This window comes from Ideonella sp. (assembly GCF_041287625.1).
In the GTDB taxonomy this organism is placed as follows: domain Bacteria; phylum Pseudomonadota; class Gammaproteobacteria; order Burkholderiales; family Burkholderiaceae_C; genus Ideonella.
The window spans coordinates 262,048-285,772 of sequence record NZ_JBGGNH010000015.1 but is presented as its reverse complement, the minus strand read 5'-3'; the positions used below and the strand labels follow the sequence as shown (position 1 = coordinate 285,772).

At 69.2% G+C, this 23,725-nt stretch carries 23 protein-coding genes; 8 read left to right on the top strand and 15 right to left on the bottom strand.

The features are described 5' to 3' along the window. Position 1: 1 nt before the first annotated feature. Complete coding sequence (locus ACAH41_RS05565; RefSeq protein ID WP_325653670.1) at positions 2-868, bottom strand: cysteine hydrolase; 867 nt, start codon at positions 866-868, stop codon at positions 2-4. 142 nt (positions 869-1,010) lie between these two features. On the opposite strand from ACAH41_RS05565, the gene ACAH41_RS05560 reads away from it, so the two are divergent. Beyond that, positions 1,011-1,724: an NUDIX domain-containing protein gene (locus tag ACAH41_RS05560; protein ID WP_325653671.1), complete on the top strand. Its 714-nt coding sequence runs from the start codon at positions 1,011-1,013 to the stop codon at positions 1,722-1,724. A 70-nt stretch (positions 1,725-1,794) separates the two neighbouring features. On the opposite strand, the gene ACAH41_RS05555 is transcribed toward ACAH41_RS05560, so the two are convergent. Together ACAH41_RS05555 and ACAH41_RS05550 are read right to left on the bottom strand one after the other, a co-directional pair. Continuing rightward, positions 1,795-2,355 (bottom strand): flavodoxin family protein, encoded by a 561-nt coding sequence (locus ACAH41_RS05555; protein ID WP_325653672.1) that lies wholly within the window; start codon positions 2,353-2,355, stop codon positions 1,795-1,797. A gap of 134 nt (positions 2,356-2,489) precedes the next feature. Beyond that, complete coding sequence (locus ACAH41_RS05550) at positions 2,490-3,293, bottom strand: NAD(P)H-dependent oxidoreductase (RefSeq protein WP_325653674.1); 804 nt, start codon at positions 3,291-3,293, stop codon at positions 2,490-2,492. Positions 3,294-3,383: 90 nt separating this feature from the next. Here ACAH41_RS05550 and ACAH41_RS05545 point away from each other — a divergent pair, with 90 nt between their 5' ends. Beyond that, complete coding sequence (locus ACAH41_RS05545; RefSeq protein ID WP_325653676.1) at positions 3,384-4,313, top strand: LysR family transcriptional regulator; 930 nt, start codon at positions 3,384-3,386, stop codon at positions 4,311-4,313. A gap of 20 nt (positions 4,314-4,333) precedes the next feature. On the opposite strand, the gene ACAH41_RS05540 is transcribed toward ACAH41_RS05545, so the two are convergent. The 6 genes from ACAH41_RS05540 to ACAH41_RS05515 all read right to left on the bottom strand — a co-directional run bounded on the left by ACAH41_RS05540 (position 4,334) and on the right by ACAH41_RS05515 (position 7,981). Continuing rightward, positions 4,334-5,347 (bottom strand): DUF72 domain-containing protein, encoded by a 1,014-nt coding sequence (locus ACAH41_RS05540; RefSeq protein ID WP_325653678.1) that lies wholly within the window; start codon positions 5,345-5,347, stop codon positions 4,334-4,336. A 54-nt stretch (positions 5,348-5,401) separates the two neighbouring features. After that, positions 5,402-6,070: a glutathione S-transferase gene (locus ACAH41_RS05535; protein WP_325653680.1), complete on the bottom strand. Its 669-nt coding sequence runs from the start codon at positions 6,068-6,070 to the stop codon at positions 5,402-5,404. 191 nt (positions 6,071-6,261) lie between these two features. Next, positions 6,262-6,621, bottom strand: a complete 360-nt coding sequence (locus tag ACAH41_RS05530; RefSeq protein ID WP_325653682.1) for a hypothetical protein — start codon at positions 6,619-6,621, stop codon at positions 6,262-6,264. Between the two features lie 46 nt (positions 6,622-6,667). Beyond that, positions 6,668-7,063: a PIN domain-containing protein gene (locus ACAH41_RS05525; protein ID WP_325653684.1), complete on the bottom strand. Its 396-nt coding sequence runs from the start codon at positions 7,061-7,063 to the stop codon at positions 6,668-6,670. After that, positions 7,060-7,233: an AbrB family transcriptional regulator gene (locus ACAH41_RS05520; protein ID WP_325653686.1), complete on the bottom strand. Its 174-nt coding sequence runs from the start codon at positions 7,231-7,233 to the stop codon at positions 7,060-7,062. Before ACAH41_RS05520 ends, ACAH41_RS05525 begins: the two co-directional genes overlap by 4 nt. A 79-nt stretch (positions 7,234-7,312) precedes the next feature. Further along, positions 7,313-7,981 carry a phosphoribosyltransferase gene (locus tag ACAH41_RS05515; protein ID WP_325653689.1) on the bottom strand — a complete coding sequence of 223 codons (669 nt, stop codon included), beginning with the start codon at positions 7,979-7,981 and terminating at the stop codon, positions 7,313-7,315. A 243-nt stretch (positions 7,982-8,224) separates the two neighbouring features. On the opposite strand from ACAH41_RS05515, the gene ACAH41_RS05510 reads away from it, so the two are divergent. The 3 genes from ACAH41_RS05510 to ACAH41_RS05500 all read left to right on the top strand — a co-directional run bounded on the left by ACAH41_RS05510 (position 8,225) and on the right by ACAH41_RS05500 (position 10,988). Beyond that, entirely contained in the window at positions 8,225-8,935 is a 711-nt protein-coding gene (locus tag ACAH41_RS05510; protein ID WP_325653690.1) for a glutathione binding-like protein, read from the top strand. Positions 8,936-9,033: 98 nt separating this feature from the next. Then, positions 9,034-9,726, top strand: a complete 693-nt coding sequence (locus ACAH41_RS05505) for a c-type cytochrome (protein WP_325653692.1) — start codon at positions 9,034-9,036, stop codon at positions 9,724-9,726. After that, on the top strand, positions 9,723-10,988 hold the full coding sequence (locus ACAH41_RS05500; RefSeq protein WP_325653694.1) for a cytochrome c: 1,266 nt from the start codon (positions 9,723-9,725) through the stop codon (positions 10,986-10,988). Before ACAH41_RS05505 ends, ACAH41_RS05500 begins: the two co-directional genes overlap by 4 nt. A 158-nt stretch (positions 10,989-11,146) precedes the next feature. On the opposite strand, the gene ACAH41_RS05495 is transcribed toward ACAH41_RS05500, so the two are convergent. Continuing rightward, positions 11,147-11,353 (bottom strand): hypothetical protein, encoded by a 207-nt coding sequence (locus ACAH41_RS05495; protein ID WP_325653695.1) that lies wholly within the window; start codon positions 11,351-11,353, stop codon positions 11,147-11,149. Here ACAH41_RS05495 and ACAH41_RS05490 point away from each other — a divergent pair. Then, positions 11,346-12,050 carry a hypothetical protein gene (locus ACAH41_RS05490; RefSeq protein ID WP_325653697.1) on the top strand — a complete coding sequence of 235 codons (705 nt, stop codon included), beginning with the start codon at positions 11,346-11,348 and terminating at the stop codon, positions 12,048-12,050. The genes ACAH41_RS05495 and ACAH41_RS05490 overlap by 8 nt on opposite strands. A gap of 32 nt (positions 12,051-12,082) precedes the next feature. On the opposite strand, the gene infA is transcribed toward ACAH41_RS05490, so the two are convergent. The 3 genes from infA to ACAH41_RS05475 form a co-directional block, all read right to left on the bottom strand. Continuing rightward, complete coding sequence (infA, locus tag ACAH41_RS05485) at positions 12,083-12,343, bottom strand: translation initiation factor IF-1 (RefSeq protein WP_141289654.1); 261 nt, start codon at positions 12,341-12,343, stop codon at positions 12,083-12,085. An 11-nt stretch (positions 12,344-12,354) separates the two neighbouring features. After that, entirely contained in the window at positions 12,355-12,483 is a 129-nt protein-coding gene (locus tag ACAH41_RS05480; RefSeq protein ID WP_325653700.1) for a hypothetical protein, read from the bottom strand. 546 nt (positions 12,484-13,029) lie between these two features. Then, on the bottom strand, positions 13,030-15,210 hold the full coding sequence (locus ACAH41_RS05475; RefSeq protein ID WP_325653702.1) for a TonB-dependent receptor: 2,181 nt from the start codon (positions 15,208-15,210) through the stop codon (positions 13,030-13,032). Positions 15,211-15,436: 226 nt separating this feature from the next. On the opposite strand from ACAH41_RS05475, the gene ACAH41_RS05470 reads away from it, so the two are divergent. After that, positions 15,437-16,462: a hypothetical protein gene (locus ACAH41_RS05470; protein ID WP_325653704.1), complete on the top strand. Its 1,026-nt coding sequence runs from the start codon at positions 15,437-15,439 to the stop codon at positions 16,460-16,462. 75 nt (positions 16,463-16,537) lie between these two features. On the opposite strand, the gene ACAH41_RS05465 is transcribed toward ACAH41_RS05470, so the two are convergent. Beyond that, positions 16,538-17,338 carry a nucleotidyltransferase domain-containing protein gene (locus tag ACAH41_RS05465; protein WP_325653706.1) on the bottom strand — a complete coding sequence of 267 codons (801 nt, stop codon included), beginning with the start codon at positions 17,336-17,338 and terminating at the stop codon, positions 16,538-16,540. Positions 17,339-17,419: 81 nt separating this feature from the next. Here ACAH41_RS05465 and ACAH41_RS05460 point away from each other — a divergent pair, with 81 nt between their 5' ends. After that, positions 17,420-18,526, top strand: a complete 1,107-nt coding sequence (locus ACAH41_RS05460) for a serine hydrolase domain-containing protein (RefSeq protein ID WP_325653708.1) — start codon at positions 17,420-17,422, stop codon at positions 18,524-18,526. 19 nt (positions 18,527-18,545) lie between these two features. On the opposite strand, the gene treY is transcribed toward ACAH41_RS05460, so the two are convergent. Then, positions 18,546-23,636: a malto-oligosyltrehalose synthase gene (gene treY, locus ACAH41_RS05455; RefSeq protein WP_325653710.1), complete on the bottom strand. Its 5,091-nt coding sequence runs from the start codon at positions 23,634-23,636 to the stop codon at positions 18,546-18,548. Between the last annotated feature and the right edge of the window lie 89 nt (positions 23,637-23,725).

Below are 23,725 nucleotides of genomic sequence, written 5' to 3'. Positions count from 1 at the left end.
TTCACTGGATGTTGGCGGTGAGCTGTGGCAGCGCTTGGTCGCAGGTGGCCAGTTGCACGCCGCGGGACCGCATGTCGGTCAGGAAGGCCTGGGCGTTCGCCTCGAAGCCGCCCACCGGGCTCATTGCATCGGTCAGCAGCATGACACGCGATGCGGCCTCGGCGGGCAGGTTGGCCACGATGTGTTCGGTGGTCGCCTTCACGCAGTGGCTGCTGGCCTGGCCGGCGATCAGCAGCAGGTCGGCCTGTGCGAGCTCGGCCAGCAGCGAGCGGTTCAGCTCGGTGGCAGGGTCGGTGCCGTCCGGCACTTCGGCCTGCATCGCGCTGTAGTGTTCGGTCCAGGGGTTGCTGCCCTTGAGCACCACGTGCAGCTGGGCCAGCTGCGCGGTTTCCCAGTCGCCCAGCGCGGCCTTCAGGTCGGCATGCAGGTTGTGGCCCCAGGTGCCGATCTCGCAGTGCACCGGCCAGACCATCAGCGTGTAGCGGCCGCGGGCTTCGAGTTCGTCCAGGTAGGCGAGGGTGCGCGGCAGCGCGGCCGGGTCGCGCGGCGCGAAGTCGCCGGCGCGCACCTGCGCGGCGGTGATGGGCGTGAACGGCGAGACGGCGCTGCCGTCGCCTTGCTGCCAGAAGCCGGGGTGGGCGATGTCGATGCGGTGGTGCGAGTCCAGCGTCACGGTGACCTGGCCGATGCCCCGGCCGCCGGCGCGGACCAGCGCCGCGACGCGCTGCAGGTCGGCATGCGCGCCGGTGACGGGCAGGGCCGGCGCGGTGCGCTGGCCGCTGGCCGGGTCGAGCGGCCACCAGTCCTGAGGCAGGTCGCAGAAGTCGTTCTGCGGATCGATGATGAGCAGCTGGATCTTGCGGTTCATGGACTTCCTCCAAACATCCGATGAAGCGCAATGTAGAAGACTTTGTTTAACTCTGCAACTATCTGCCGGAATTCCCGCGCCGGAACTTGGTTGCTAGACTGAACAAAGTCCTTCCCACTGCACCGACCGCTCGCTTCATTCCATGGCCGCCAAGCCAACTTCCACTGCATCCAACGCCGAGTTCCCCGCCGTGATCTGCACCGTTGACGTGGTGCTGTTGACGCTGAAGGACCAGGCCCTGCACGTGGTGCTGGTGGACCGCGACCGGCCGCCGTTTGCCGGCGTGCCGGCCTTGCCGGGCGGCTTCGTGCACGTGCAGGAGGACGCGACCGCCTGGCATGCGGCGGCGCGTGCGCTGCGCGAGAAGGCCGGCATCGTCAGCCCGTACCTGGAGCAGCTGGCGACCTGGTCCGGCGCGAAGCGCGATTCGCGCGGCTGGTCGGTCTCCATCGTCTACTACGCGGTGGTCGCATTCGACTTGCTGCCGTCCAGCCGGACAGGGCTGCGCACGGCGCCCATCGACAGCCTGCCCAGCCTGCCGTTCGACCATGGCGAGATGGTCGCCACCGCGGTGGCGCGGGTGCGCACCAAGAGCCAGTATTCGTCGCTGCCGATCTACCTGTGCGGCGAGCGCGTGACGCTGCCGCAGCTGCAGGCGGTCTACGAGGCGGTGCTGGGCGAGCCCATCAACAAGGTGAGCTTTCGCCGCAAGATCGAGGAGCTGGGCATGCTGGAGCCGATTGCCGGCGAGACGACGATGGCCGGTGCGCACCGGCCGGCCCAGGTCTACCAGCTGCGGCCGGAATACCTGCGCAAGCTCTCGGTGGTGCCGCGTGGCATCAACGCGCTCGGCTAGAACTTTCGTCGGCACATGAAAAAGGCCGGCGTGTTGCCGGCCTTGTGTCGTCGCGAAACGGTCAGTCGTTTCAGGCGAAGCGGGCGGTGGTGGTGGCCAGGCGCTGGCCGAAGGCCTTGGCGGTGGCGATGTCGCCCGGGACCATTTCGTCGGCCGAGGCGTCCGACGGCGTGGCAGTCATCAGGCCGCCGAAGGAGGCGACGTAGTTGATGTCGTTGCGCGTGGCGGCCTTGCTGTTGGACGGCATCATGCCGGTGCCGACCCACAGGCCGCTGTGCTGCATCGCCAGCGTGGTGAGGTAGTGCAGCGTGCTGAGCTTGTCGCCGTTCATCGAGGCCGAGTTGGTGAAGCCGGCGAACAGCTTGTCCTTCCAGCCTTGCGTGAACCAGACCTTGGAACTGGCGTCGGCGAACTTCTTGAACTGCCAGCTGACCGAGCCCATGTAGGTCGGCGAGCCGAAGACGATGGTGGTGGCCGCGGCCAGCTGTTCCCAGCCGCCTTCGGGCAGGTTGCCTTCGGCATCGATGGCCAGAAGGCTGGCGGCACTGCCGGCGCCTTCGGCGACGGCCTCGGCGATCTTCTTGGTGTGGCCGTAGCCGCTGTGATAGACGATGACGATGGATGCAGACATGGGTGACCTTGAGGCAGGGGTTGAAGAGGCCGGGCGGCTTTGCGGAAGCCGCCTGGATTGGGCTCGATTCTGAGAAGCCCCGCCTGCCGCGTGGTTCATGCGCTTCGACCGCATCGTTCTGCGGATTCGAATGGTCAGCGGTGTATCGCGTCAGGAATGGTCAACGGTTCGCCAATGTGGGCCGGCAAACCCTGCTGTCCCGGCGCGATGTGCTCGGCCAGCTGATGGCCGTCCGGATAGTCGCCGCCGTTCTGTGGGCGAAAGGCGATGGGGGCGTCGGTGAACAGGCCTTCGAGCCGCCGGCGCCAGGCGATGCGGGCTGCGGCGACACGCGCCTCGTCCATCCGCCCGGTGCCGTAGACCGCATGCGTGGGCAGCACCATCATGCCGGGGAAAAACAGCGTGCCGTGGGTGATGGGGAACAGCAGCTGTTCCAGCGGGCCGTTGATGCCGCGCGGCGCGTAATCCTCCGCCGGTCCGCCCGCGGTCACTGACAGCAGCGCCCGCTTGCCCTGCAGCCCGCCTTCGCCGTAGCGGTAGCGGTTGCCCGCGCCCTGCCAGCCGTAGGCCAGGCCGTAGGCGAACACGCGGTCCACCCAGCCCTTGAGGATGGCCGGCATGCCGAACCACCACAGCGGGAACTGCAGGATCAGCGCGTCGGCCGCCAGCAGCTTGCGCTGCTCTTCTTCGACGTCCGCCGTCTGCAGCCCGTTCGCAAACGCGTGGCCGGACTCGGCGATGAAGTCCAGCCGCTCGGCATTCGCCCGGCTCGGGAAATCCGCTGCGTCGAACACCGCTTTCCAGCCCATGGCATGCAGGTCGGACAGCATCACTTCATGGCCTTGCTGCTGCAGCGCCGACACCGCCTCGTCCACCAGTTGGCGGTTCAGCGAGCGGGGCTCGGGATGGGCATGGACGATCAGCACGCGGCGGTTCATGGGGCAGGCTCCTGAAGCGGGAAAGCCGCCAGTCTGGCTGGCGGCGAGCCATCCGTGAAATCACCAGATCGATTGGCTACCATCCACGCAATGGATGGCGACAAGCGACTCGACCTGAACCTGCTCGTCACGCTGGAGGCCTTGCTGGCCGAGCAGAACGTGACGCGCGCGGCCGCGCGGCTGCGCCTGAGCCAGCCGGCGGTCAGCGCGCAGCTGAGCCGGCTTCGTGCAATGTTCGACGACCCGCTGCTGATCCCCGCGCCACGCGGCATGACGCCCACCGCCAAGGCGCTGGAACTGGTGGCGCCGCTGCGCCAGGCGCTGGACCAGGTGCGCAACACCGTGGTCAGCCACCGCCATTTCGACCCGGCCACCGCGCAGCTCACGCTGGCCATTGCCTGCACCGACTACATGCAGGCCGCGGTGGTGATGCCGCTGGCCGTGGCGCTGCGCGCGCAGGCGCCGGGCGTGCGCATTGCGCTGCGCCAGCTGGACGCGCCGCAGCTCGAAGCGCAGATGGCGCGCGGCGAGGTGGACCTGGCGCTGATGACGCAGCAGAGCGCGCCGCCCGGCCTGCGCGGCCGGCCGCTGTTCGACGAGCGTTATGTGCTGATCGGCCGGCGCGGCCATCCGAAGCTGCGGCGCGGCCTGTCGGCTGCGGCGTTTGCGAAGCTCGAGCACGTGGTCGTGTCGCCGCAGGGTGGTGGCTTCAACACGCCGGTGGACGACGCGCTGGCCGCCCTTGGGCACGCGCGGCGCGTGGTGCTGTCGGCCGCTTCGTTCCTGTTCGTGCCGGAACTGGTCGCGCAGTCGGACTTCGTCGCGCTGGTGCCCGAGCGGCTGGTGCGCGGCCGCATGGAGGACCGGCTGCAACTGCTGGACTGCCCGTTGCCGGTCGAAGGCTTCCGCGTGCTGATGCTGTGGCACGAGCGCGGCCATGGCCACAGCGGCCAGCGCTGGCTGCGCGAGCGCCTGCTGGCCATGGCGCAGGCCGGCGATGGCGCGGCAGCACCCCGGTGAGGGCGTTGCGCACGGCTGGATCAGGGCCCGGTGCCTGGTGTTTCCGGTGGCGCTGCCGGTGGCGAGTGCCCGTGCAGCAGCAGCGCTGGCGGTGGCGTGAAGTGGCCGACGGCGTCCAGCCCGTGGGCCACGCCCAGGCGCCGCGCCAGCCGGGCCGCATCGAATGGCGCGTGCACTTTCACGTCGTTGTCGAAATAGCAGAACACATCGCGCCGAACGCGCCGCGGCGCGGGCACGCTGGAGGCCAGCCTGGCATCGGCCACCTGCTCGCCATGGGACCAGTGCGTGATGCGATCGGCCCAGCGGTCCAGCGCCGCGTCGCCATAGCCGCTGGCGTACAGCTCGGCATCACCATGCAGCCGCACATAGACGAAGTCGGCGCTCAGGTCTTCGAGCAGCGGAAAGTGCCCGGCGGTGTCGGCCACCACCAGTGCCATGCGGTGGCGGCGCAGCAGCGCAATGAACTCGGGCGTGGCGAAGCTTTCATCGCGGATCTCCACCGCATGCCGCAGCTTTTGCGCATGCGCCACCTGCAGCCAGCTGCGGCCTGCGAGCCGCGCGTCATGCTCGCGGGCCAGCGCCAGTGCGGCCTCGGTGTCGCGCGGCAGCAGCTCGAAAAAAGCTTCGAAACGCTCGGCGTCGAAGGCCATCTGCGGCGGGAACTGCCACAGCAGCGGCCCCAGCTTGCGACCCAGCGCAAGCAGGCCGGAGGCGAAGAAATTCGCCACCGGCACACGCACGTCCTTCAGTCGGCGCAGGTGCGTGACATAACGCGGGCCCTTGACGGCAAACATGAAATCCTCCGGCGTCTCGTCATGCCAGGCTTGCCAGGATGCCGGCCGCTGCAGCGAGTAGAAGGAGCCGTTCAGCTCGATGCTGCCCAGCATGCGCGAGGCAAACGCCAGCTCCTGGCGCTGCGCCAGCCCGGGCGGGTAAAACTTGCCGCGCCAGGGTGCGTAGCGCCAGCCAGAGATGCCGATGCGCAGCTGGCCGCCTGGCTGGCTGCGGCGTGCGGCGGCAGAGGACGGGCTCATGCCTTTGCGAGGCAAATGACGCGCCTGTGCGCCGGCTGTCCTCGGCGTGGCCGGTCAACGCAGGGACAAGGCCGGCAGCATGGGGAAGCGCACGACTTCCTGACTCGGCAGCTTGGCCATGCAGGCGGCGAAAAGAGGGGTGGCCAGCCATGCATCGAGCCAGGCCTGCAGCGCCGGCAAAGGCTGCGTGCCGAACCACTGCGGCTCGACCGCTGCGAACTGCCGCACAAACGGGAAGATCGCCAGATCGGTCGCGCAGGGCCGCTCGCCGCCGAGCCAGCGCTCAGCCTGCAGCCGCGCTTCCAGCGGCAGCAGCAAGGCGGCCTCGGCGTCTGCACGAACGGTCTCCCGCGAGCGGTTTTCGTCCGGGTCGCGGCCCGGATATTTGTAGCGGTCCAGGTCGCGCTTGAACGCGCCGTCATTGCGCTGCAGCAGCGCGAGATTCGCTGGCGACTGGGCGGCCTGCCACCAGTGCGGCTCGTCCGCAGTCGCGAAGGCCCGGCGCATGATGTCCCAGCTCTCCTCCAGCACCTCGCCGCCCGGCAGCCTCAGCACCGGCACCGTGCCCTTGGGCGACAACTGCAGCAGCGCGGCCGGCTTGTCGCGCAGCACCACTTCGAAGACCTCGAACGGCTGCCCGGCCTGCAGCAGCGCCATGCGGGCGCGCATCGCATAAGGGCAGCGGCGGTAGCTGTAGAGCAGTGGCAGGGATGGTGGTGTCATCTGGCCAAAGAGGGGTTGGCGTGTAGGCGGACGCTGGCTGCGCGGTGGCGCGCTTCGCAGTATGGTGCCGGACATCTCCACCGCGTTTCAATCGTCCAGGGAGCCCACCGGCATGAGCCGGAGCCCATTGCAGATTGCCGTGATCGTCGGCAGCTTGCGCAAGCCCCGGGTCGATATCCTGCGCTCTGTACCTAAGCTGGCCGGTGCTCCACCAGGAATCTCCCCTCGGCCACTTGGACGACCAAGCAGCCAGCGGTCAGCACCGCCCGTGGCTCTTGCAGCACCTGGATGCCGGACACGGTTTCGGTGTTTTGCTGCTGATGGGTCGTCTGTGCAGCGAGCAACTCGACCCGGGCGTCCCAGCATGCTTCGGCGATGTGCTGCCATTCGGCGCTGCCGTGTGCCGTTCGCACGAGGTCGCGGAAGACGCTTCGGAGCCGACCGGGACGGCGACGATGATGCGGCTGGTGCGGGTGTCGCTGGGCGGCGAGGGTCTGCACGGCGGCGAGCATGCTGCTGCCTGTTGCCAGGCCGTCGTCCACGATGATCACGGTGCGGCCGACCCACGCGGTGCCGACGAAAGGGTGGCCTGGGCCCTCACGCCAACAGCGTCATGCCTGCGGTCTTGGACGCGCCAACATCGAAGGTCATGGTGCGCTCGCAGCCGGCCGCATTGGCCATGCGCTCGCTCAAGCAATCCGCGAAGTCGGCGTTGCCCGTCCGATAGGTGCGCAGCGCGCGCAGAACCTGGTCCGCCCGATCGACGATCAACTGCGGCGAGCGCAGCAGCACTTCGAGCACCTGAGCTACTTGGTCCCGGCCTTGACTGAAACTCGATGAAAGCACCGAGACCAGTTCCACCACGGATACCAGCGTCACAAAGCCTGGCGCCTCAGCGGTCAGGCTCTCCATCAACGCCGTGGCCAGCAAGGACTGCTTGACGTCGTCCTGTGTGATGTAGCGTACCAGCACATTGGTATCCAGGCCGATCATCGTGCCGAGGCGCCGCGTGCCGCGATCACCTGATTCATCTCTTCGATTGACACCGCGCGCTTGAAGGTACCGAGCATGCCCTTGAGCTCGGTGACGGAACGGTTGGCCGCGACGAACAGGTACTGGCCTGGCTCAATCTCCACGAATTCCACCCGGTCGCCTGCTTCCACTGCGAGCGCCTGGCGTACTGCTGCGGGATGGTGATCTGGCCCTTGCTGGAGATGGTTGCGCTGGTCATGTTTGCTGCTTTCAGCCGATGCCGGGATGCGCCTGCTGCAGCAGGCCGCGCACCTCCTCGTCCTCCACCTGTGCAAAGTCCTCATACCAACGGCTCACGCTCTGGAAGTCTGGCGGAATGTTCAGGCAGAGGACTTCGTCGGCGCGCTGGCGCAGGGCGGTCACGGCTTCTTCGGAGCCGACCGGGACGGCGACGATGATGCGACTGGGCGGGGGTTGCTGGGCGGCCAGCGTTTGCACGGCGGCGAGCATGCTGCTGCCGGTGGCCAGGCCGTCGTCGACAACGATCACGGTGCGGCCGGCGAGCGAGGGCAGGGGGCGGCCACCGCGGTAGAGGGTTTCGCGGCGGGCGAGTTCGCGCTGCTCGGCGTCGATGACTTCGGCCACGGCCTGGTCCTTGACGTTCATCAGCTGCAGGATGCGGCGGTCCAGCACCTGCACCGGGCCGGCGGGGCCGCTGGCCAGCGCGCCCATCGCGTACTCGGGCCGGCCCGGCAGGCCGAGCTTGCGCACGACCAGCACGTCCAGCGGCGCGCCCAGGGCCTGCGCCACCTCGAAGCCCACCGGCACGCCGCCGCGCGGCAGCGCCAGCACGGTCACGTCGCTGCGCTGGTGGTAGGCATACAGCAACTCGGCAAGGGCCAGGCCGGCCTCGCGGCGGTTCTTGAACACGGTCTCCATCGCACGCTCCTTTTGGGGTGAGTGGTCGATGCAGACTGCGGCAAGCGACGTACCGCTGCCAGCAGACAAACCCGGGGTGGGCCGGCAGGTGTGGCTGGGCATGTCAGCCGGTTGGTCCCATGCGGATCAAGGCCTTTGCGGCGTGGCCTCGGCCAGCCGCGGCACTGGACCCAGAATCGGCCCAGTTTTTTGCTCGGCACCGGCCTTGTCTGGTGCCGCCTTCATCTTTCACTTCAGACCGCCATGACCGCACTCGCCGACTACCAGATCACCCGCAAGTGGCCCGCCCAGCACCCCGAGCGGCTGCAGCTGTATTCGCTGCCCACGCCCAATGGCGTGAAGGTTTCGATCCTGCTCGAAGAGCTGGGCCTGCCCTACGAGCCGCACCTGGTCAACTTCGCGACCAACGACCAGCTGACGCCGGAGTTCATGTCGTTGAACCCGAACAACAAGATCCCGGCCATCATCGACCCGGACGGCCCCGGCGGCCAGCCGCTGGCGCTGTTCGAGTCCGGCGCGATCCTGGTCTACCTGGCCGAGAAGACCGGCCGCTTCATTCCCGCCGATGCGCATGGCCGCTACCAGACACTGCAGTGGGTGATGTTCCAGATGGGCGGCATCGGCCCGATGTTTGGCCAGCTCGGCTTCTTCCACAAGTTCGCCGGCAAGGACTATGAAGACAAGCGACCGCGCGACCGGTACGTGGCCGAGAGCAAGCGCCTGCTGGGCGTGCTGAACCACCACCTGGCCGGCCGCGAATGGCTCATGGGCGATGAGTTCACCATTGCCGACATCGCCACCTTCCCGTGGATCAACAACCTGGTCGGCTTCTACGGCGCCGGCGAACTGGTGGGCTTCGACGAGTTCACCGAAGTGCAGCGCGTGCTGAAGACCTTTGTGGCCCGCCCGGCCGTGGCGCGCGGCCTGCACATCCCCGCACGTCCAGCGGCCTGAGCCTCTTGATCAGCCTTTTGGCTGATCGGGTTTGATTGCATGGCCAGGGCGGCGGCGCTGGTCACAATCGTGGCCTCTTGTCGCCCGTCGGGTCCTGCATGCCATTGTTTTCCCGTCTGCTGTGTGCCGTGGCGCTGTGGGCCACGGCAGGCGCCTTCGCCGCACCGGTGGAAGACAGCATGGCCCAGCGCGTGCAGGCCTGCACCGGCTGCCACGGCGCGCAAGGCCAGGCCACGCGCCAGGGCTACTTCCCGCGCATTGCCGGCAAACCGGCAGGCTACCTTTACCACCAGCTGCTGGCCTTTCGCGCCGGCACGCGCCACAACGAGGCCATGGGCTACCTGCTGGCCCAGCTGTCCGACGACTACCTGCGCGAGATCGCCGGCCACTTCGCGTCGCTGGACCTGCCGTACCCGCCCGCGCCCAGCAGTCCGGCCACGGCCGTGGTGCTGAGCCGCGGCGCCACCCTGGCCACGCAAGGGGACGCGGCGCGCGGGCTGCCAGCGTGTGCGGCCTGCCATGGCGCGCAGCTCACCGGCGTGCAGCCGGCCACGCCGGGCCTGATCGGCCTGCCGCGCGACTACCTGGTCGCCCAGCTCGGTGCCTGGCAGACCGGCCAGCGCCAGGCGCTGGCGCCAGACTGCATGGCCAGCGTGGCGCGCAAGCTCAGTGCCGATGACCTGAACGCCGTCTCGTCCTGGCTGGCGGCGCAAAGCCCGCCAGCGCATGCCAGGCCGGCTGCGACATTGCCCGCGGCGATGCCGCTGCGCTGCGGGAGCGCGGCGCCATGAGGCGCACGGTGTGGCGTGGCCTGCTGGCAGTGTTGGTGTTGGCCGCGGCCGGCGCGGCGCTCGTCGCATGGCTGAACCTGCGCGGCGAGTCCCCTGTTTCAGACCAGCGCCCGGCCTCGCTGGACGCCGCCGCCGTCGCCCGTGGCGCCTACCTGGCGCGCGCCGGCAACTGCGTGGGCTGCCACACCGAACGCGGTGGCGTGGGCTACGCCGGTGGCCGCCGCATGGACACGCCGTTCGGTGCGCTCTACGCGCCCAACCTTACGCCCGACGCGCAGACCGGCCTGGGCAGTTGGTCGCCCTCCGAGTTCTGGCGCGCGCTGCACCATGGCCGCGGGCGAGACGGCCGCTTGCTCTACCCGGCCTTCCCATACCCCAGCTACACGCAGGTGACGCGCGAGGACAGCGATGCGCTGTGGGCCTACCTGCAAAGCCTGCCGCCGGTGCGCCGCGCAAACACACCGCATGTGCTGCGCTTTCCGTACAACCAGCAGGCCGCGCTGGCCGTGTGGCGCGCGCTGTACTTCCGCGCCGAGGACTTCCAGCCCGACCCGAACCGCAGCGCCGAATGGAACCGTGGCGCCTACCTGGTTCGCGGCCTGGGCCACTGCGTGGCCTGCCATGCTGCCCGCAACGTGCTGGGCGCCAGTCGCGGCGGGTTCGAACTGGGTGGCGGGCTGATCCCGATGGAGAACTGGTACGCGCCGTCGCTGGCCGCGGCCGGCGAAACCAGCGTGGCCGCATGGCCCGCGGCCGACGTGGTGGCGCTGCTGCAAACCGGCGTGGCGCCGCATGGCATGGCCACCGGGCCGATGGCCGAGGTGGTCTACCGCAGCACCCAGTACCTGAGCGAGCCGGACTTGAAAGCCATGGCCGGCTATCTGCAGGCCTTGCCTCAGCTGCCGCCTGCGCAGGCGCGCGCGCCGGCCGCGGAGCCCGCCGTGCTGCGGCAAGGCGAGCAGCTGTATGGCCAGCATTGCGCCAAGTGCCATGGCGAGCAGGGGCAGGGCGTGGCCGGCATCTACCCGCCGCTGGCCGGTAACCGCGCGGTCACGCTGCCTGCCTCGGTCAACCTGGTCAAGAGCGTGCTGCATGGCGGCTTTGCGCCGGCCACTGCGGGCAACCCGCGGCCTTACGGCATGCCACCGTTTGCCCAGCAGCTGAACGATGCCGAGCTGGCCGCGCTGCTCAGCTACCTGCGCCAGGCCTGGGGCCACCAGGCGGCTGCGGTTTCGCTGCTGGACGTGCAGCGGGCACGCTGATCCACACACACCCCGCGGGGGACCAGCCGAATGCTGGAGCGGTCCACATTTGCGGCGACGGCGCCGCTGTCATGCGTTCGTCATCAAACCGTCGCACATTGCGCAACAGGAAGAGAGGATTCACACTCAACACAACCGAAGGAGGCAAACATCCGAAATCAGAACCCGCGCGATTCGCGCAGTTCGTCAAGCAGTTCAAGTTCTTTCCAGCCGGCCAGCAGGCGCAGTCCTGAGCCGGCGAGTTTCTCGCCATCCGGCCGGCCTTTCGGGCTGCGATTCCCGCCAGGGCTCATCCTTGCCCTGGGTTTCCCGGCGACCATTGCCGCCTGGGTGCTCGGCCGCCATGTGAGCTGGGCCGTGATCATCCTGCTCAGCACTTTCGCATTGCATGCCTGGCACAAGCGCCGCCAGCAACAGCGCCTGGCCCTGGTGCTGGCGCAGCCCCTGCCCAGCTTCCTGAGGCGCAAGCTGCACACCCATTACCCCCACCTGAACGACAGCCAGCTGGTGGACGTGGAACGCGGGCTGAAGCAGTTTTTTAAGGCCTGCCTGAAGGCCAGGGGCTTGCACGTGGCCATGCCGTCCAAGGCGGTGGACGCCTTGTGGCACGAGTTCATCCTCTACACCCGCGGCTACGAGCGCTTCTGCCAAGAGGTTTTCGGCAAGACGCTGCACCACACGCCGGCCGAGGCGATGCCGCCCGAGGCGCAGCGCCAGGGCACACGTTTCCACGGCCTGCGGCGCGCCTGGCGCTGGGCCTGCCTGGATGAGTCGCTGAACCCGCTCAAGCCGGGCAGGCTGCCGCTGCTGTTCGCGCTGGACGGCCTGCTGGCCATCGAAGGCGGGTACCGCTACAGCCTGGACTGCACCAAGCCGGGTGGCACCCCGCTCGCCGGCGATGCCAGCTTCTGCGCCACCGACTTCGACCGCAGCGCGTCAGGCAGCTGCGGCTCTGGAGGCTGCGGCAGCAGTGACGGCGGAGGGGGCGATGGCGGCGGCAGCGATGGTGGCTGCGGCGGGGACGGCGGTTGCGGCGGAGGATGTGGCGGCGGAGGCGACTGAATCGCCTCCGCTGCTCACATGCTCAGCTCAATTCAGCGACGGTTGCCGCCACCGCTGGGCGGCGGGCCCGAACGGTTCAGGTGGCGGAAGGTGATCCGGCCCTTGCTGAGGTCATAAGGCGACAGTTCGAGCGAGACCTGATCGCCGGCCAGGATGCGGATGTGATGCTTGCGCATCTTGCCGGCGCTGTAGGCCACCAGCTGGTGGCCGTTTTCCAGCGTCACGCGGAAACGCGAATCCGGCAGCACTTCGTCTACCTTGCCCTTCATTTCGATCAGTTCTTCTTTTGCCATGCGGGGTTCTCTCAGGAGGATGTGTGGGACATGCAGGGCGAAGCGGCCGGGGTGCGTTCGTGCACCCAGGCCATGCCTTCGCGGAGGGCATAGGACAGCGCGTCGTCGCTGCTGTTGAACAGCGGGAGCAGGCGCAGCACGCGGTCGTGCGTGGCGCGGCCCTGGCCGCTGCGGATGGAAACGGATGCGGTATAGCGCGCGTCAGGCGTGCGCTTGCTCAGAGGCGATACGAGGTATTTGCCGATCTCGAGCGAGGAAGTGGAACGATTGATACAGACTTTCAGGTCCGGCCGAAACTGAGAAGGCCGGGTGGCCTTGGAGGCGCGAGGCCAGGCCGGGAGAGGGCGCCTGCCACACTGGTGAGCAGGGCGCCGGGGCCTGCCGGCCGGCTCACCATGGGTGCGCCGCGGGCAGGAAACGGAGGTCAAAAGGTCAAAAGACAGGTGGCGGGCGCAGGCCAAGCCAGTGTCTCGTGGACCGTCCGCAACCTACATGGTACAGCTTTTGTGCGTGGCCCTGCCTTTTCCAGGTCTGCAGGGCGCGACGAGAGGCGGTCAAAAGTCCGCGGTGGCGCCGTTCTGAACACCTCGGCAGCCCGGGCCTCGAAACCACAGATGAGGCCGGCCAAGGCGGCTTCAAGTTCGGGCGAGCTGCGCAGCAAAAGTGCTGCCGGCCCGCGCAAGCCGTCAAAACCGCATGCTGCCCGACACGCCGGCCCACCAGGTGCGCCCCGGCGCGGGTTCGAAGAAGCGGCTGTTGCCCTCATTGACGATCACCGAGCCCACGTAGCGGCGGGCAAACAGGTTGTCGATGCGCGCAAAGCCGTCCAGCTGCCACGGCCCCGCTGTCAGCGCGTAGCCGGCGTTGACCGCGGCTGTCGCGTAGCCCGGCGCGGTGTCGCTGTTGGCGTCGTTGACGAACACGCGGCTCACGTAGCGCGCCTCGGCGCCGCCGTGCCAGCCCTGCAGCGGCGCCCAGCTCAAGCTGGCAAACGCGGTGTTGCGTGCCAGTCCGGGCAGCCTGTTGCCAGCGGGAATCTGCAGCGTGGCGCTGCTGCAGGGCGTGGCGGCGCAGGTGGCGAAGCCGTCGCGGTAGCGGGCGTCCAGCGTGCTCAGCGCCACCTGCGCGCGCAGGTCGCCGAAGAAGCGCTGCGACCAGCCCAGCTCCAGCCCGCGGCGGCGCGTGGCGCCGGCGTTCTGGTAGGTGGCCCGGCCGCCCTGGTTGGTCTGCGTGACGATCTCGTTCGAGGTGCCAGTGCGGAACAGCGCAGCGGTGAATTCGCCCAGCCCGTCCACGCGCGCCTTCATGCCTGCCTCCACGCTGCTGCTTCGCGCAGCACCCAGGCCGAAGTTCAACCCGGTCTGGCCGCCGCTGCGGTAGGCCAGCTCGTTGAGCGTGGGCGTCTCGAAGCCGCGGCCGGCCGTGGCGTAGAAGTGCAGCTGCTCGCTGGCCGCGAACATCAGGCCCAGCACCGGCAGCGTGGCCGAGTAGCTGGCGCCGCCGCTGTCATCCGGGTTGGCGCCCACGATGTAGTCGTCGTTCGACTCGAAACGCACGCGGCTGTGGCGCAGGCCGGCGTTCAGCGTCCAGCGCGGTGCAAAGCGCCAGCTGGCCTGCAGGTATTCGTCCAGGTTGTTCACGTCGTTATGTTCGTCGCGCCGCAGCGCGCCCTGCACGCCGGTCACGGTGTCATCGCCACTGCCGGTGAAGTTCTGGTAGCCCCGGCGGTGCTCGGCCAGCGTGTCGTAGGCCACGCCGGCCACCAGGCTCAGCGGCCCGCCCGGCGCGTCGGTCTGGTGGGTCCAGCGCAGGTCGCCGCCGCGGTAGTCGCGGCCGAGCTGGATCACGCCGCCGGGGTGCAGCGGGTTGGCCTGCGTGGCCACGGGAATGGACTGGAACTGCTCGGTGCCGCGGTGGCCCAGGTAGGCCATCAGCTGCAGGGTGTTGGCCGGGTCCACGCGCTGTTCGTAGGTCACACCGCCCTGGGTCTGGTTCATGCGCTTGCGGGTGTCGAAGCTGAGCGCCACCGGGTCCACGCCGCGCGGGTCGGCCTCGTACTGGGCGCGGGTCAGCCCGAGCGGGTCCTGCGCTTGCGGCAGGGCCACGCTGTTGAGCACCAGCGTCAGCTTGCGGTCCTGGTCCGGCTTCCAGCTCAGCTTGGCATTGCCCAGCAGCCGCTCGGTGGCGCTGTGATCGCGGTAGCCGTCGGTCGTGAAGCGGCTGACGCCCAGCACGTAGCCCAGCGTGCCTTCGGAACCGCTGGCCGACACGCCCACGCGCCGCGCGCCGTCGCTGCCTGCACCGGCGCTGAAGCCCACGCGAGGCGGCCCGGCGCCGTCGTCGGTGAAGACATTGATCACGCCGCCGGCCGAGTTGCCGTACAGCGCCGAAAACGGCCCGCGCAGCACCTCGATGTGGCCCACCGAGCCCAGCTCCACATTGCTGATCTGGCCCTGCCCGTCGGGCAGCGTGGCCGGAATGCCGTCCACGTACAGCCGCACGCCGCGGATGCCGAAGGTCGAACGCGCGCCAAAGCCGCGCATCGAGATCTGCGTGTCCTGCGCGTAGTTCTGCCGGTCCCGCGCCTGCAGCCCCGGCACGGCGCCCAGGCCCTCCGACAGGTTCACCTGCGCACGGCCCAGCCGCACGTCATCGCCCTCGATGCGGTCGATCGAAGCCGGCACGTCGAACGGCCGCTGCGCAGTGCGCGTCGCGGTGATGACCACCGTCTCGGCCGGCATGGCGGGGCCGGCATCGGCCACCTGCTGCGCCAGCGCGAAACCGGGCGCGGTGGCCAGCAGCCAACCCGCATGTCGACGGAAATTCGGACGCAGGGCGCCACGGCCCGCATGCAAAGAACGAGGCATGCCGGCAGTGTGCCACTCAGCCGCCCAGCAAGGTGTCAGCCAACAGCGCATCCAGCGGCGCCAGCGGTCCGGTCGGTAGCCTTTCCCGTCGAGCGCGATCCGATCGTTCCGTCCCCGTGGGTCAGAATCCAGACGTCGGCGGCGCGGATTTCTCTGGAGGGAGGGTCGGTCGGAGGGCACTGGAAGGACTCGGCCGACGTTCACAACACGAGACGATCAGGAACGCATGAAAACCTTGCTGTATGCGGCCGTCGCCGCCTTCGCCTGCTCAACCGCTTCTGGCGCAACGACCTACAAGCTCCAGGTACTCAACGTATTCGGTAGTCGCAGCGTGACGCCGTTGGGCATCGATGCGAAGGGCAACATGTCGGGCATGTACTTTCCCAATGGCGCACAGTACGCGCACGCCTTTCTGTACAAGGGCGGCGCCATGATCGACGTGGCCGACGAGAACCCACAGACCAGCTACGCGGGAAGACGCGTCAACAAGAGCGCGCAGATGCTGGTCGCCAGCTGGAACATGCTGGCGGGCACGTCGAAGATGTTCTGGTACCAGGATGGCAAGCGCCACAAGATCCCCGGCCTGGGTGACCTCGACGACGTGCTGAATGGCATCAACGACGGCGGCGTCATCATCGGCACATCCAGTGGCCAGTCGCCAGCCGCCGCCTGGAAATTCGTTGACGGCGTGACGAGCCGGTTGCTGCCCGATGCTGCATGGAGCCAGGCCAGTGACATCAACAATGCTGGCCAGATCGTTGGCAGCTTCGTGCCTGCCAACTCGGACAGGCGTGGTTTTGTCACCGACGGCGTCACGACCACCGTGCTCGGCACCCTGGGTGGCAACATCAGCGAAGCCGTTACCATCAACGACGCAGGCCACGTCGTGGGCACGGCGACAACGCTGGATCCAGGCTCTGGCCCGCCCACTTCCTACAACGCTTTCATCTATCGCAAAGGAAAGATGAAAAGCCTTGGCTCCTTGGGAGGCGGTTCCAGCACGGCCATCGCCATCAACGGCAAAGACCAGGTCATCGGGACCTCTCTGTTGTCCGACCTGCAGACCTTGCATCCGTTCCTGTGGACCGATGGGAGCATGGTCGACCTCAAGACGCTCATCGACCCAGCCACCGCTGGCGACTGGACCCTCGACAGCCTGGTTGGCATTTCCGACAAAGGCGTCATCCTCGTGAAGGGCCACAGTCCGATGGACGGCACGCGCGCGCTGTTGCTGGTCCCGAATCCGGATTGATTGATCCCGTCGCTTGGGCGGGCGTCGAGCGGGCTGCGGGCACCGCGGCCGATGAACCGCCAGCGCGTGTGCTGCTCAGGCACCCAGCAGCGTGTCCGCCAACAGCGCATCCAGCGGTGCCAGCGAGCGTTGCACCAGCGCGGGTTGGAGTTCGGCCATGCTGGCCAGCACTCGGTCCATGAAAGCGTTCAGCACTGGCCGCGCCTGCAGCCAATCCTGCTCGCCGGCCTGGCGCTTGAGCATCAGCAACTCGGCGATGTCGTTCCGCACTGCAGCGTCGTCCACCAGCGCGCCTACGAGGGACTCGAAGGCCATGGGCGGCGCATCCTCGTGGGTCAGTACCCATTGCGCAGCCAGCAGCGGCCGCAGCACATACAGGTATTTCTTGGCGCGTACCTGGTCGCCATGCAGGTACTCGCGGTAGTTGCCGCGTGCCATAGCGTGATAGTGGTGGAAGGAGCGCACCGGCTGGTAGACCGCGGTCGCCGCCTCGCGCAGCCGCTGCACAAACACGTCATCCTGCCGGTACACCACCGGCGAACTCAGCCACTCGACCAGCGTCGCATTGCCTTTGGCCAGCAGCTGCAAGGCCTTGCGCAAGTCCCAGCCGTTGACATCGAACACCGGCCCGGGCACCTCCTCGATCACATCCCGCGGTTGCGCCAGCTGCAGGTAGTCGCGTGCCGGCCGCGCATAGACAAAGCGCACGTCGTAGTCCGAGTCCGGCGAGGCGAAGCCCCAGCCCCGGCTGCCTGATTCGCAGGCGTACAGCACTCGCACGCCATGCTCGACTTCGACCGCGGCCAGCTTGGCCATGATCTGCTGGCGGATCAACGGGTCGATGGGGTGGGCGTCGTCGGGTAGGGGCAAAGGCATGGTCGTGGGGACTTGGTTGATGTAGCGCGGCGCTGTGGGAGACTGGCCGCGGCATGTGCCGGCAGGCTTCCAGGGAGCGGCATGATCAAACCGATTTTGATGGCAACGCTGGCGGCGGTGATGTTGGGAGGCTGCGGCAGCGCTCCCCAAGCGCAGGGCGTGGCGCCAGCACCACCGGCCTACACCGCCATCGTCGAGCGCCATCGCGTCTCCCATGGCTTCAACGGCGTGGTGCTGGTGGGGCAGGGCGAGCAGGTGCTGGCGCTGGTGAGCACGGGTGTCGCTGACGCGGAAGCCGGCCTGCCGGTCACGGCACAGACCCGCTTCGAGACCGGCTCGATGTCCAAGTGGGTCGCGGCCATCGTCGTGATGCGGCTGGTGGACCGTGGCCTGTTGTCGCTGGCCGCACCGATCACCCGCTACCTGCCGGACTACCGTGCCGACACCGGCGCGCGGCTCACGCTGCGCCATCTGATGAGCCACAGCAGCGGCGTGCCGAACGGCATCGGGGCCGCGCGCAAGGCCGATCCGTCCGTCGTCTCGCAGGTCCTGCCGCAAGCCGAGGCGGTGCGCCGCTACGCCAGTGGCGACCTGGCCTTTGCGCCCGGCACCCAGTGGGACTATTCGCATTCGAATTGGCTGATCGTGCAGGCGATTGCCGAGCAGGTCGGCGGCAAGCCGTACCCGCAGCTGGTGCATGACGAACTCACCGCGCCGCTGGGCATGCGGGACAGCGGCGTCTTCTCCGGCGACTCGGCGCTCGTACCCGGCATGGCCCGCGGCTACAGCGCCTTGAAGCCCGCGCCGCTGGCGCGCATCAACCCGATTCCCGCCTACATGGCCATGGCCGGCGGTTTCTACAGCACCGCGCCGGACCTGCTGCGCCTGCTGCAAGGCGTGCTCGCCGGCCCGTTGCTCAGCCCTGAAGCACGCCGTACGCTGATGACCACCCAGATGCCCGACCAGCACTACGCGCTCGGCGGCCGCATCCGCACCGAAACCATCGCCGGCCAGCCCCGCGAAATCGCCTGGGAAGACGGCTCCAACGGCGGCTTCCGCGCCGTGGCCCGCCGCGTCCTCGCCGACGGCCACAGCGTGGTCGTGCTCAACAACAGCAGCGACGACCACCTGTTGCTGGGACAGATGGCCGACGAACTGCTGGCGCAGAGCTATGCGGTGGCGCCTTGAGGCCACGGCGCCAGAAGACTCACAACGCCGAAGGCATCAGCACGGCCAGCGGCCAGTCTCCAAAAGCCGCCGGCAACTGGATCGCTGCGGGCCCGTCGTCGGGTGACGGTGCGGTCAACGTGGCGTCCGGAATCAGGCGGCCGGTGATGGCGTCTTGCCAGGTGGCAGGGGGTTTCAGCGTGGCGGGCAGGCGGACGGTGGTGGCTTGCCAGAGGGCTGGCGCCAGCTTCGCCGGGTCTTCGCCGGCCAACCCGCAGAGCAGCCGCGGCGCGAGCACGATCAGGGTGTCGCCGTCGAGTTGGCGGGCGAAGGCGGTGACGTGGGCGGCGGCCGGGCCGGTGGCTTCCAGGGGTTGGTAGTGGCCGCGCTCGAAGAGCAGCGGGCGGGCGTCGCGCAGCGCGAGCAGGCGCTGGGTCAGCAGCATCTTCAGGCGACCGTCGGGCAGCGTATGGCGCATCGCTGCGGCGGTGGCGGGCGGGAGTTGGCCGTCGGCGGTGAAGGCTTCGCGGACTTGGGTCAGCAGGGCCTGCAGCGCGTCGAAGTCGACCGGGCGGCGGTTGTCCGGGTCGACGAGGCTGAAGTCCCAGCGTTCCTGGCCTTGGTAGATGTCCGGCACGCCGGGTGAGGTGAGCTTGAGCAGCAGCTGGGCGAGGCTGTTCCAGCAGCCGAAGACCTGCACCGGCGCGAGCCAGGCCTGGAAGTCGCTGAGGAAAGGATTGGGCTCGCGATTGCCCAGCAGCAGCGACACAAAACGCGACAGCCGCGCCTCGTAGGCCTCGTCGGGTTGCATCCAGCTGCTGTGCTGCTTGGCCTCGCGCATGGCCTTCTGCATGTAGGCCTGCACACGCGCCTGCAGCTCGGCCAGCGTGGCGTCTTCCTGCACCGCCTGCAGCGGCCAGATGCCGACCAGCGTCTGGTACAGCAGGTACTCGTCGTTGCGCGAGATCGTCGCGTCCGCACGCTCGGCGCGCGGGCGGTTCAGCGCCGCCCAGCGCTCGGCGGCGGCGCCCCAGCCGGCGGGCATTTCGGACAGCACGGCCAGCCGCGCGCGCACGTCTTCCGAGCGCTTGGTGTCGTGCGTGGAGGTGCCCAGCAGCGTGTGCGGATGGTGGCGCGCGCGGGCCTGGTTGGCGGCGTGGAAGGCAGCGACGGAACTGCCGAAGTGGCGAGGGTCGCCGCCCACGTCGTTCAGCGAGACCAGCCGGTGGTAGCGGTAGAACGCGGTGTCTTCCATCGCCTTGGCCATCACCGGCGCGGTGAATTGCTGGAAGCGTGCGGCAAAGGCCAGCGCCTGCGTGCGGCGCGCCGGGTCCGGCAGCGTGGCCGCATCGAGCAGCACCTGGCGCAGGAAATCGATCGCGTTCTGTTCAGCCGAAGGACTGTGGCGGCGCGCGTCGGCGCAGGCCCAGTCCAGGTGTTGGCGGTCTGCATCGCTGGGCGCATCCTGACCGAGCGAGGGGCCGATGTAGGTGCGGTAGACCGGGAAACCGGCGGCCACCGCGATCAGCGCCTGGCGCAAGCCGTTGCGGGTGAAGTCGCAGCTGCGCCGGTCGGCCCGGGCGATGCGGTGCAGGGCTTCGGTGAGCCATTGCAGGTCGCTGGCCAGCGAGGTGGTCATCACCAGGCGCTTGGCCTCGCGCAGCGTGCGCTCGAAGTCCTGTGTCTCGCCGGTGAACTTGTCATAGAGCTGCGTGAAGGCGGCTTCGTGGCGGCTGTCCACCGCCAGCTGGTGGACCTGGTTGGCAAAGCGGTAACCGGTGCCGCCGTGCACGCGCCAGTCGTCCGGCAGGTGCTCGTGTTCGGCGAGGATCTTCTCGACCGACAGGTACAGCGCGCGTGGCGGCAGGCCCTGCTGCAGGCGCAGTTGCTGGTAGCGGCGCTGCAGGCGTTCGAAGTAGCCGCGCGGGTCGCTCAGGCCGTCCGGGTGGTCCACGCGCAGGCCGGAGAGCCGGCCCTCGCCCAGCCAGCGCAGTATCAGCGCATGCGTGGCCTCGAACACGTCCTCGCGCTCCATGCGCAAGGCGGCCAGCGTGCTGATGTCGAAGAAGCGGCGGTAGTTGATCTCGTCGCCGGCCACGCGCCAGAAGGCCAGGCGCCACGGTTGCTGCCGGATCAGCAGGTCCAGCGCGTCGAAGCTGGCCGGCTCGCCGGGCTTGCCGTTGAGGCGCTGCAGCTGGTGCTGGATCCAGGTCGACAGCCCCGGATGGCGTGCCGCGGCACCGGCCAGTTGCTGCTGATAAAGCAGCTTCTCGCGCCGGCGGATGGCGATGCGCGCCGGCTCGCGCACGTCGCGCGGCGGCAGCCGGGCCAGGTCGTCCAGCAGGCCGCTCAGCATGCTGGCAGCGGCGGCCGGCATCGCGTCTGCCGGCGGTGCGGCATGGCCCAGCACCTGCGGGTAGGTGCGCGGGTCCAGCGGGAAGCGATGGTCGAAGTAAGCCAGTTCGAAGCGGCCGTGCGCGGCGTCGAACTGCAGTTGCAGCTCGCCGGCTTCCAGCACCCGGCCGTAATGGTCGCCCAGCACCGGCAGCAGCAGCTTGCCGGCCAGCTCGGGCGCTTGCGGGTTCCAGTCGATGTCGAAGGCCTGCGCGTGCGGCGAGGCGCCGCCGCACTCCAGCACGTCCTGCCACCAGGCGTTTTCCGACCCCGGCACTCCCGTGAGCACGCCCATGTGGTTCGGCACGATGTCCAGCAGCTGCTGCAGGCCGTGGTTGCGCAGGGCCGTGCAGAGCTGGTCGAACTCCTGCGGGCTGCCGATCTCGGGGTTCAGTGCGCCATGGTCGATCACGTCGTAGCCATGGGTGCTGCCGGCGCGCGCCTTCAGGTAAGGCGAGGCATAGAGGTGGCTGATGCCCAGCGCCTTCAGGTACGGCACGCGGCGCGCCACCTCGCTGAAGCGCATGCCGGCATGGAACTGGATGCGGTAGGTCGCGCGCGGGATCTCGGCGCTGTCCAGCGGCGGCAGCGCGAGGTCTTGCACAGCGGCCGGCGCTGTGCTGGCGGGCTGCAGCGGCCGGGCCTGGCGCAGCAGCCTGGCCACGGCCTGCCAGGCCGTGTCGTGTGCCAGCTGCTCCAGCGTCAGCGGCAGCTTCACGCGCCAGTTCGGCCGCTGGTCCTCGGTGCTGCCAGGCACGTTGACGGCCTGCAGCTGCTGCATCACATCTTCCCAGGCCACCCCTACCAGCTGCGTGCGGCTGCGGGCCAGCCAGGCGTAGACGGCTTCGAGCAGGCGGGTGTCGTCGTCGGCCAGGTCGGTGGGCGACAGGCGCGTGGGCAACAGCCCGGCATCGGCCAGCGCGGCCAGCAGCTGGCGGCGTTGCAACACGCGGCGCTGCTGGGCAGCTTCGGCCAGCGCGGGCGTGGGCGACAGGCCCAGCTCGGCCTGCGCCTTCAGGTCTTCGCCGCGCCACCAGGCGCGCAGCGTCGGCAGGTCGTGTGTGCCGACGACGGCCAGCGCCTGCTGCATGCCACTGTCAGGCGGCGGCAGGCCGGTTCGCTCGTCGAAATCAAAATACATCGGCCGGTACGACAGCACGCCGCCGGCCTGCAGCCGTTCGCGCAAGCCGTCGGGCACGATGCCCAGGTCTTCGGCGATCACCAGGCAGCGCTGGCGCACGCTTTCCAGCGCCAGCAGGTTCAGCAGGTCGTCCAGCGGGTAGGCCACATAGCTGCCCACCGGTACTGCCGCTGGCGAGGTGGTAGGCAGCGCCCAGAACAGGCGTTGCAGCGCCATGGCATGGTCCAGCCGCAGTGCGCCGGCGTGGCGCATGTTGGCGCGCAGCAGCGCGATGAAGCTGGCGTAGCCCTGCTGCTGCAGCTGCGCCGGCAGCGGCGGCGCCAGGCCCCAGCTCTGCCCGCCCGGGTACTGGTCTTCCGGCGGCGCACCGATGCTGGCGGCGCGGCTGTGCAGCTCGCCCGCGGCCCACACCTCGGCCGAGTCCGCTGGCGCGCCGACCGCCAGGTCGCGGTACAGGCCCAGCGGCATGCCGAGTGCGCGGGCGCGTGCCGCGGCGGCGCCCAGCTGCTGGTCGGCCAGCCACTGCAGGTACTCGGCCTGCTCCACCGCCTCGATCTGCTCGGCCGCGAACAGGGCCATCTCCGGGCTGCCGGGTGGCGGCAGCGGCGGTGCGTCCGGCTGCGCGGTCCACACCTCGTGCACCGCGTGCTGGCGCAGCGCGGCGCCGCTGCCGCGCTGGAACGCGCGGAAGGCCAGTGCACGCGCGGTGGCGCGCGCCAACTCCTGCGAGCGGAAGCGCTGGTACAGCAGGCCCAGCACCTCGCGCTTGGCTGCCGCCACGCCGCGGTAGTCGACCAGCGGCGCATCGCGCAACTGCTGCAGCCGCAGCTGGAAATCGGCCCCGCGCACCAGTTCGCGCGCGGCGCTGCAGTGGGCGAAGTCCGGCACGGCCTGCACGTCCAGGTACAGCGGGTTCAGCCAGCGCCGGCTCGAAGGGCCGTACGGGCTGGCGCGTTCGGGCTGGTGCGGGAACAGCGCATGCAGCGGGTTCAGGCCGACAAAGGCCGCGCCTTGCGCAGCGGCCAGCGACACCGCGTGCATCAGGTCGCTGAAGTCGCCGATGCCCCAGTTGCCGGCGGAGCGCAGCGCATAGAGCTGCAGCGTCACGCCCCACCAGCGCTCGCCCTGTGTGAGACCGGCGGGCGCGAAACAGCGCGGCGGGCAGACGGCCACGGTCGTCTCGCCGGCCGGCAGGCCGCGCAGCCGCAGCCGGTGGTAGCCCAGCGGCAGCTCGGGTGGCAGTGCGATCAGCCCGTGCTCTGGCGAGCTGCCGGCCAGCACCACGCCGCGGAAATGCTGCCCGTCTTCGGCCAGCAGCTGCCAGCCCATGCCCACGCAGTTGGGCTGGCGCAGCGGCAGCGGGGCCGGCGCCGATTGCTGCACCACATGCATGGCCGGCAGCACCTGGCGCGCCGCTTCGTCGGCAAGCCGCTGTCGCGTGGCCTCGGCCTGCGTGTCGTCCGCCGCGGGCAGGCCCATCGCGGCGAGCAGCGCGCGCAACGCGGCGTCGTCCAGCGCTTGTGTCTTGTGCCAATAGTCTTGATAGGACGTCGCCAGACCCGCGCGCTCGCAGAGGGCCAACAAAGTTTCGCTCATGTCAGGCAGCCCCTCGCCTGCGGGTTACCGCAGACTGTCCCCCGAGGGGATGCGGGCCGGCTTGGGAGCGGCCCGGCGCTCGGCCCGCT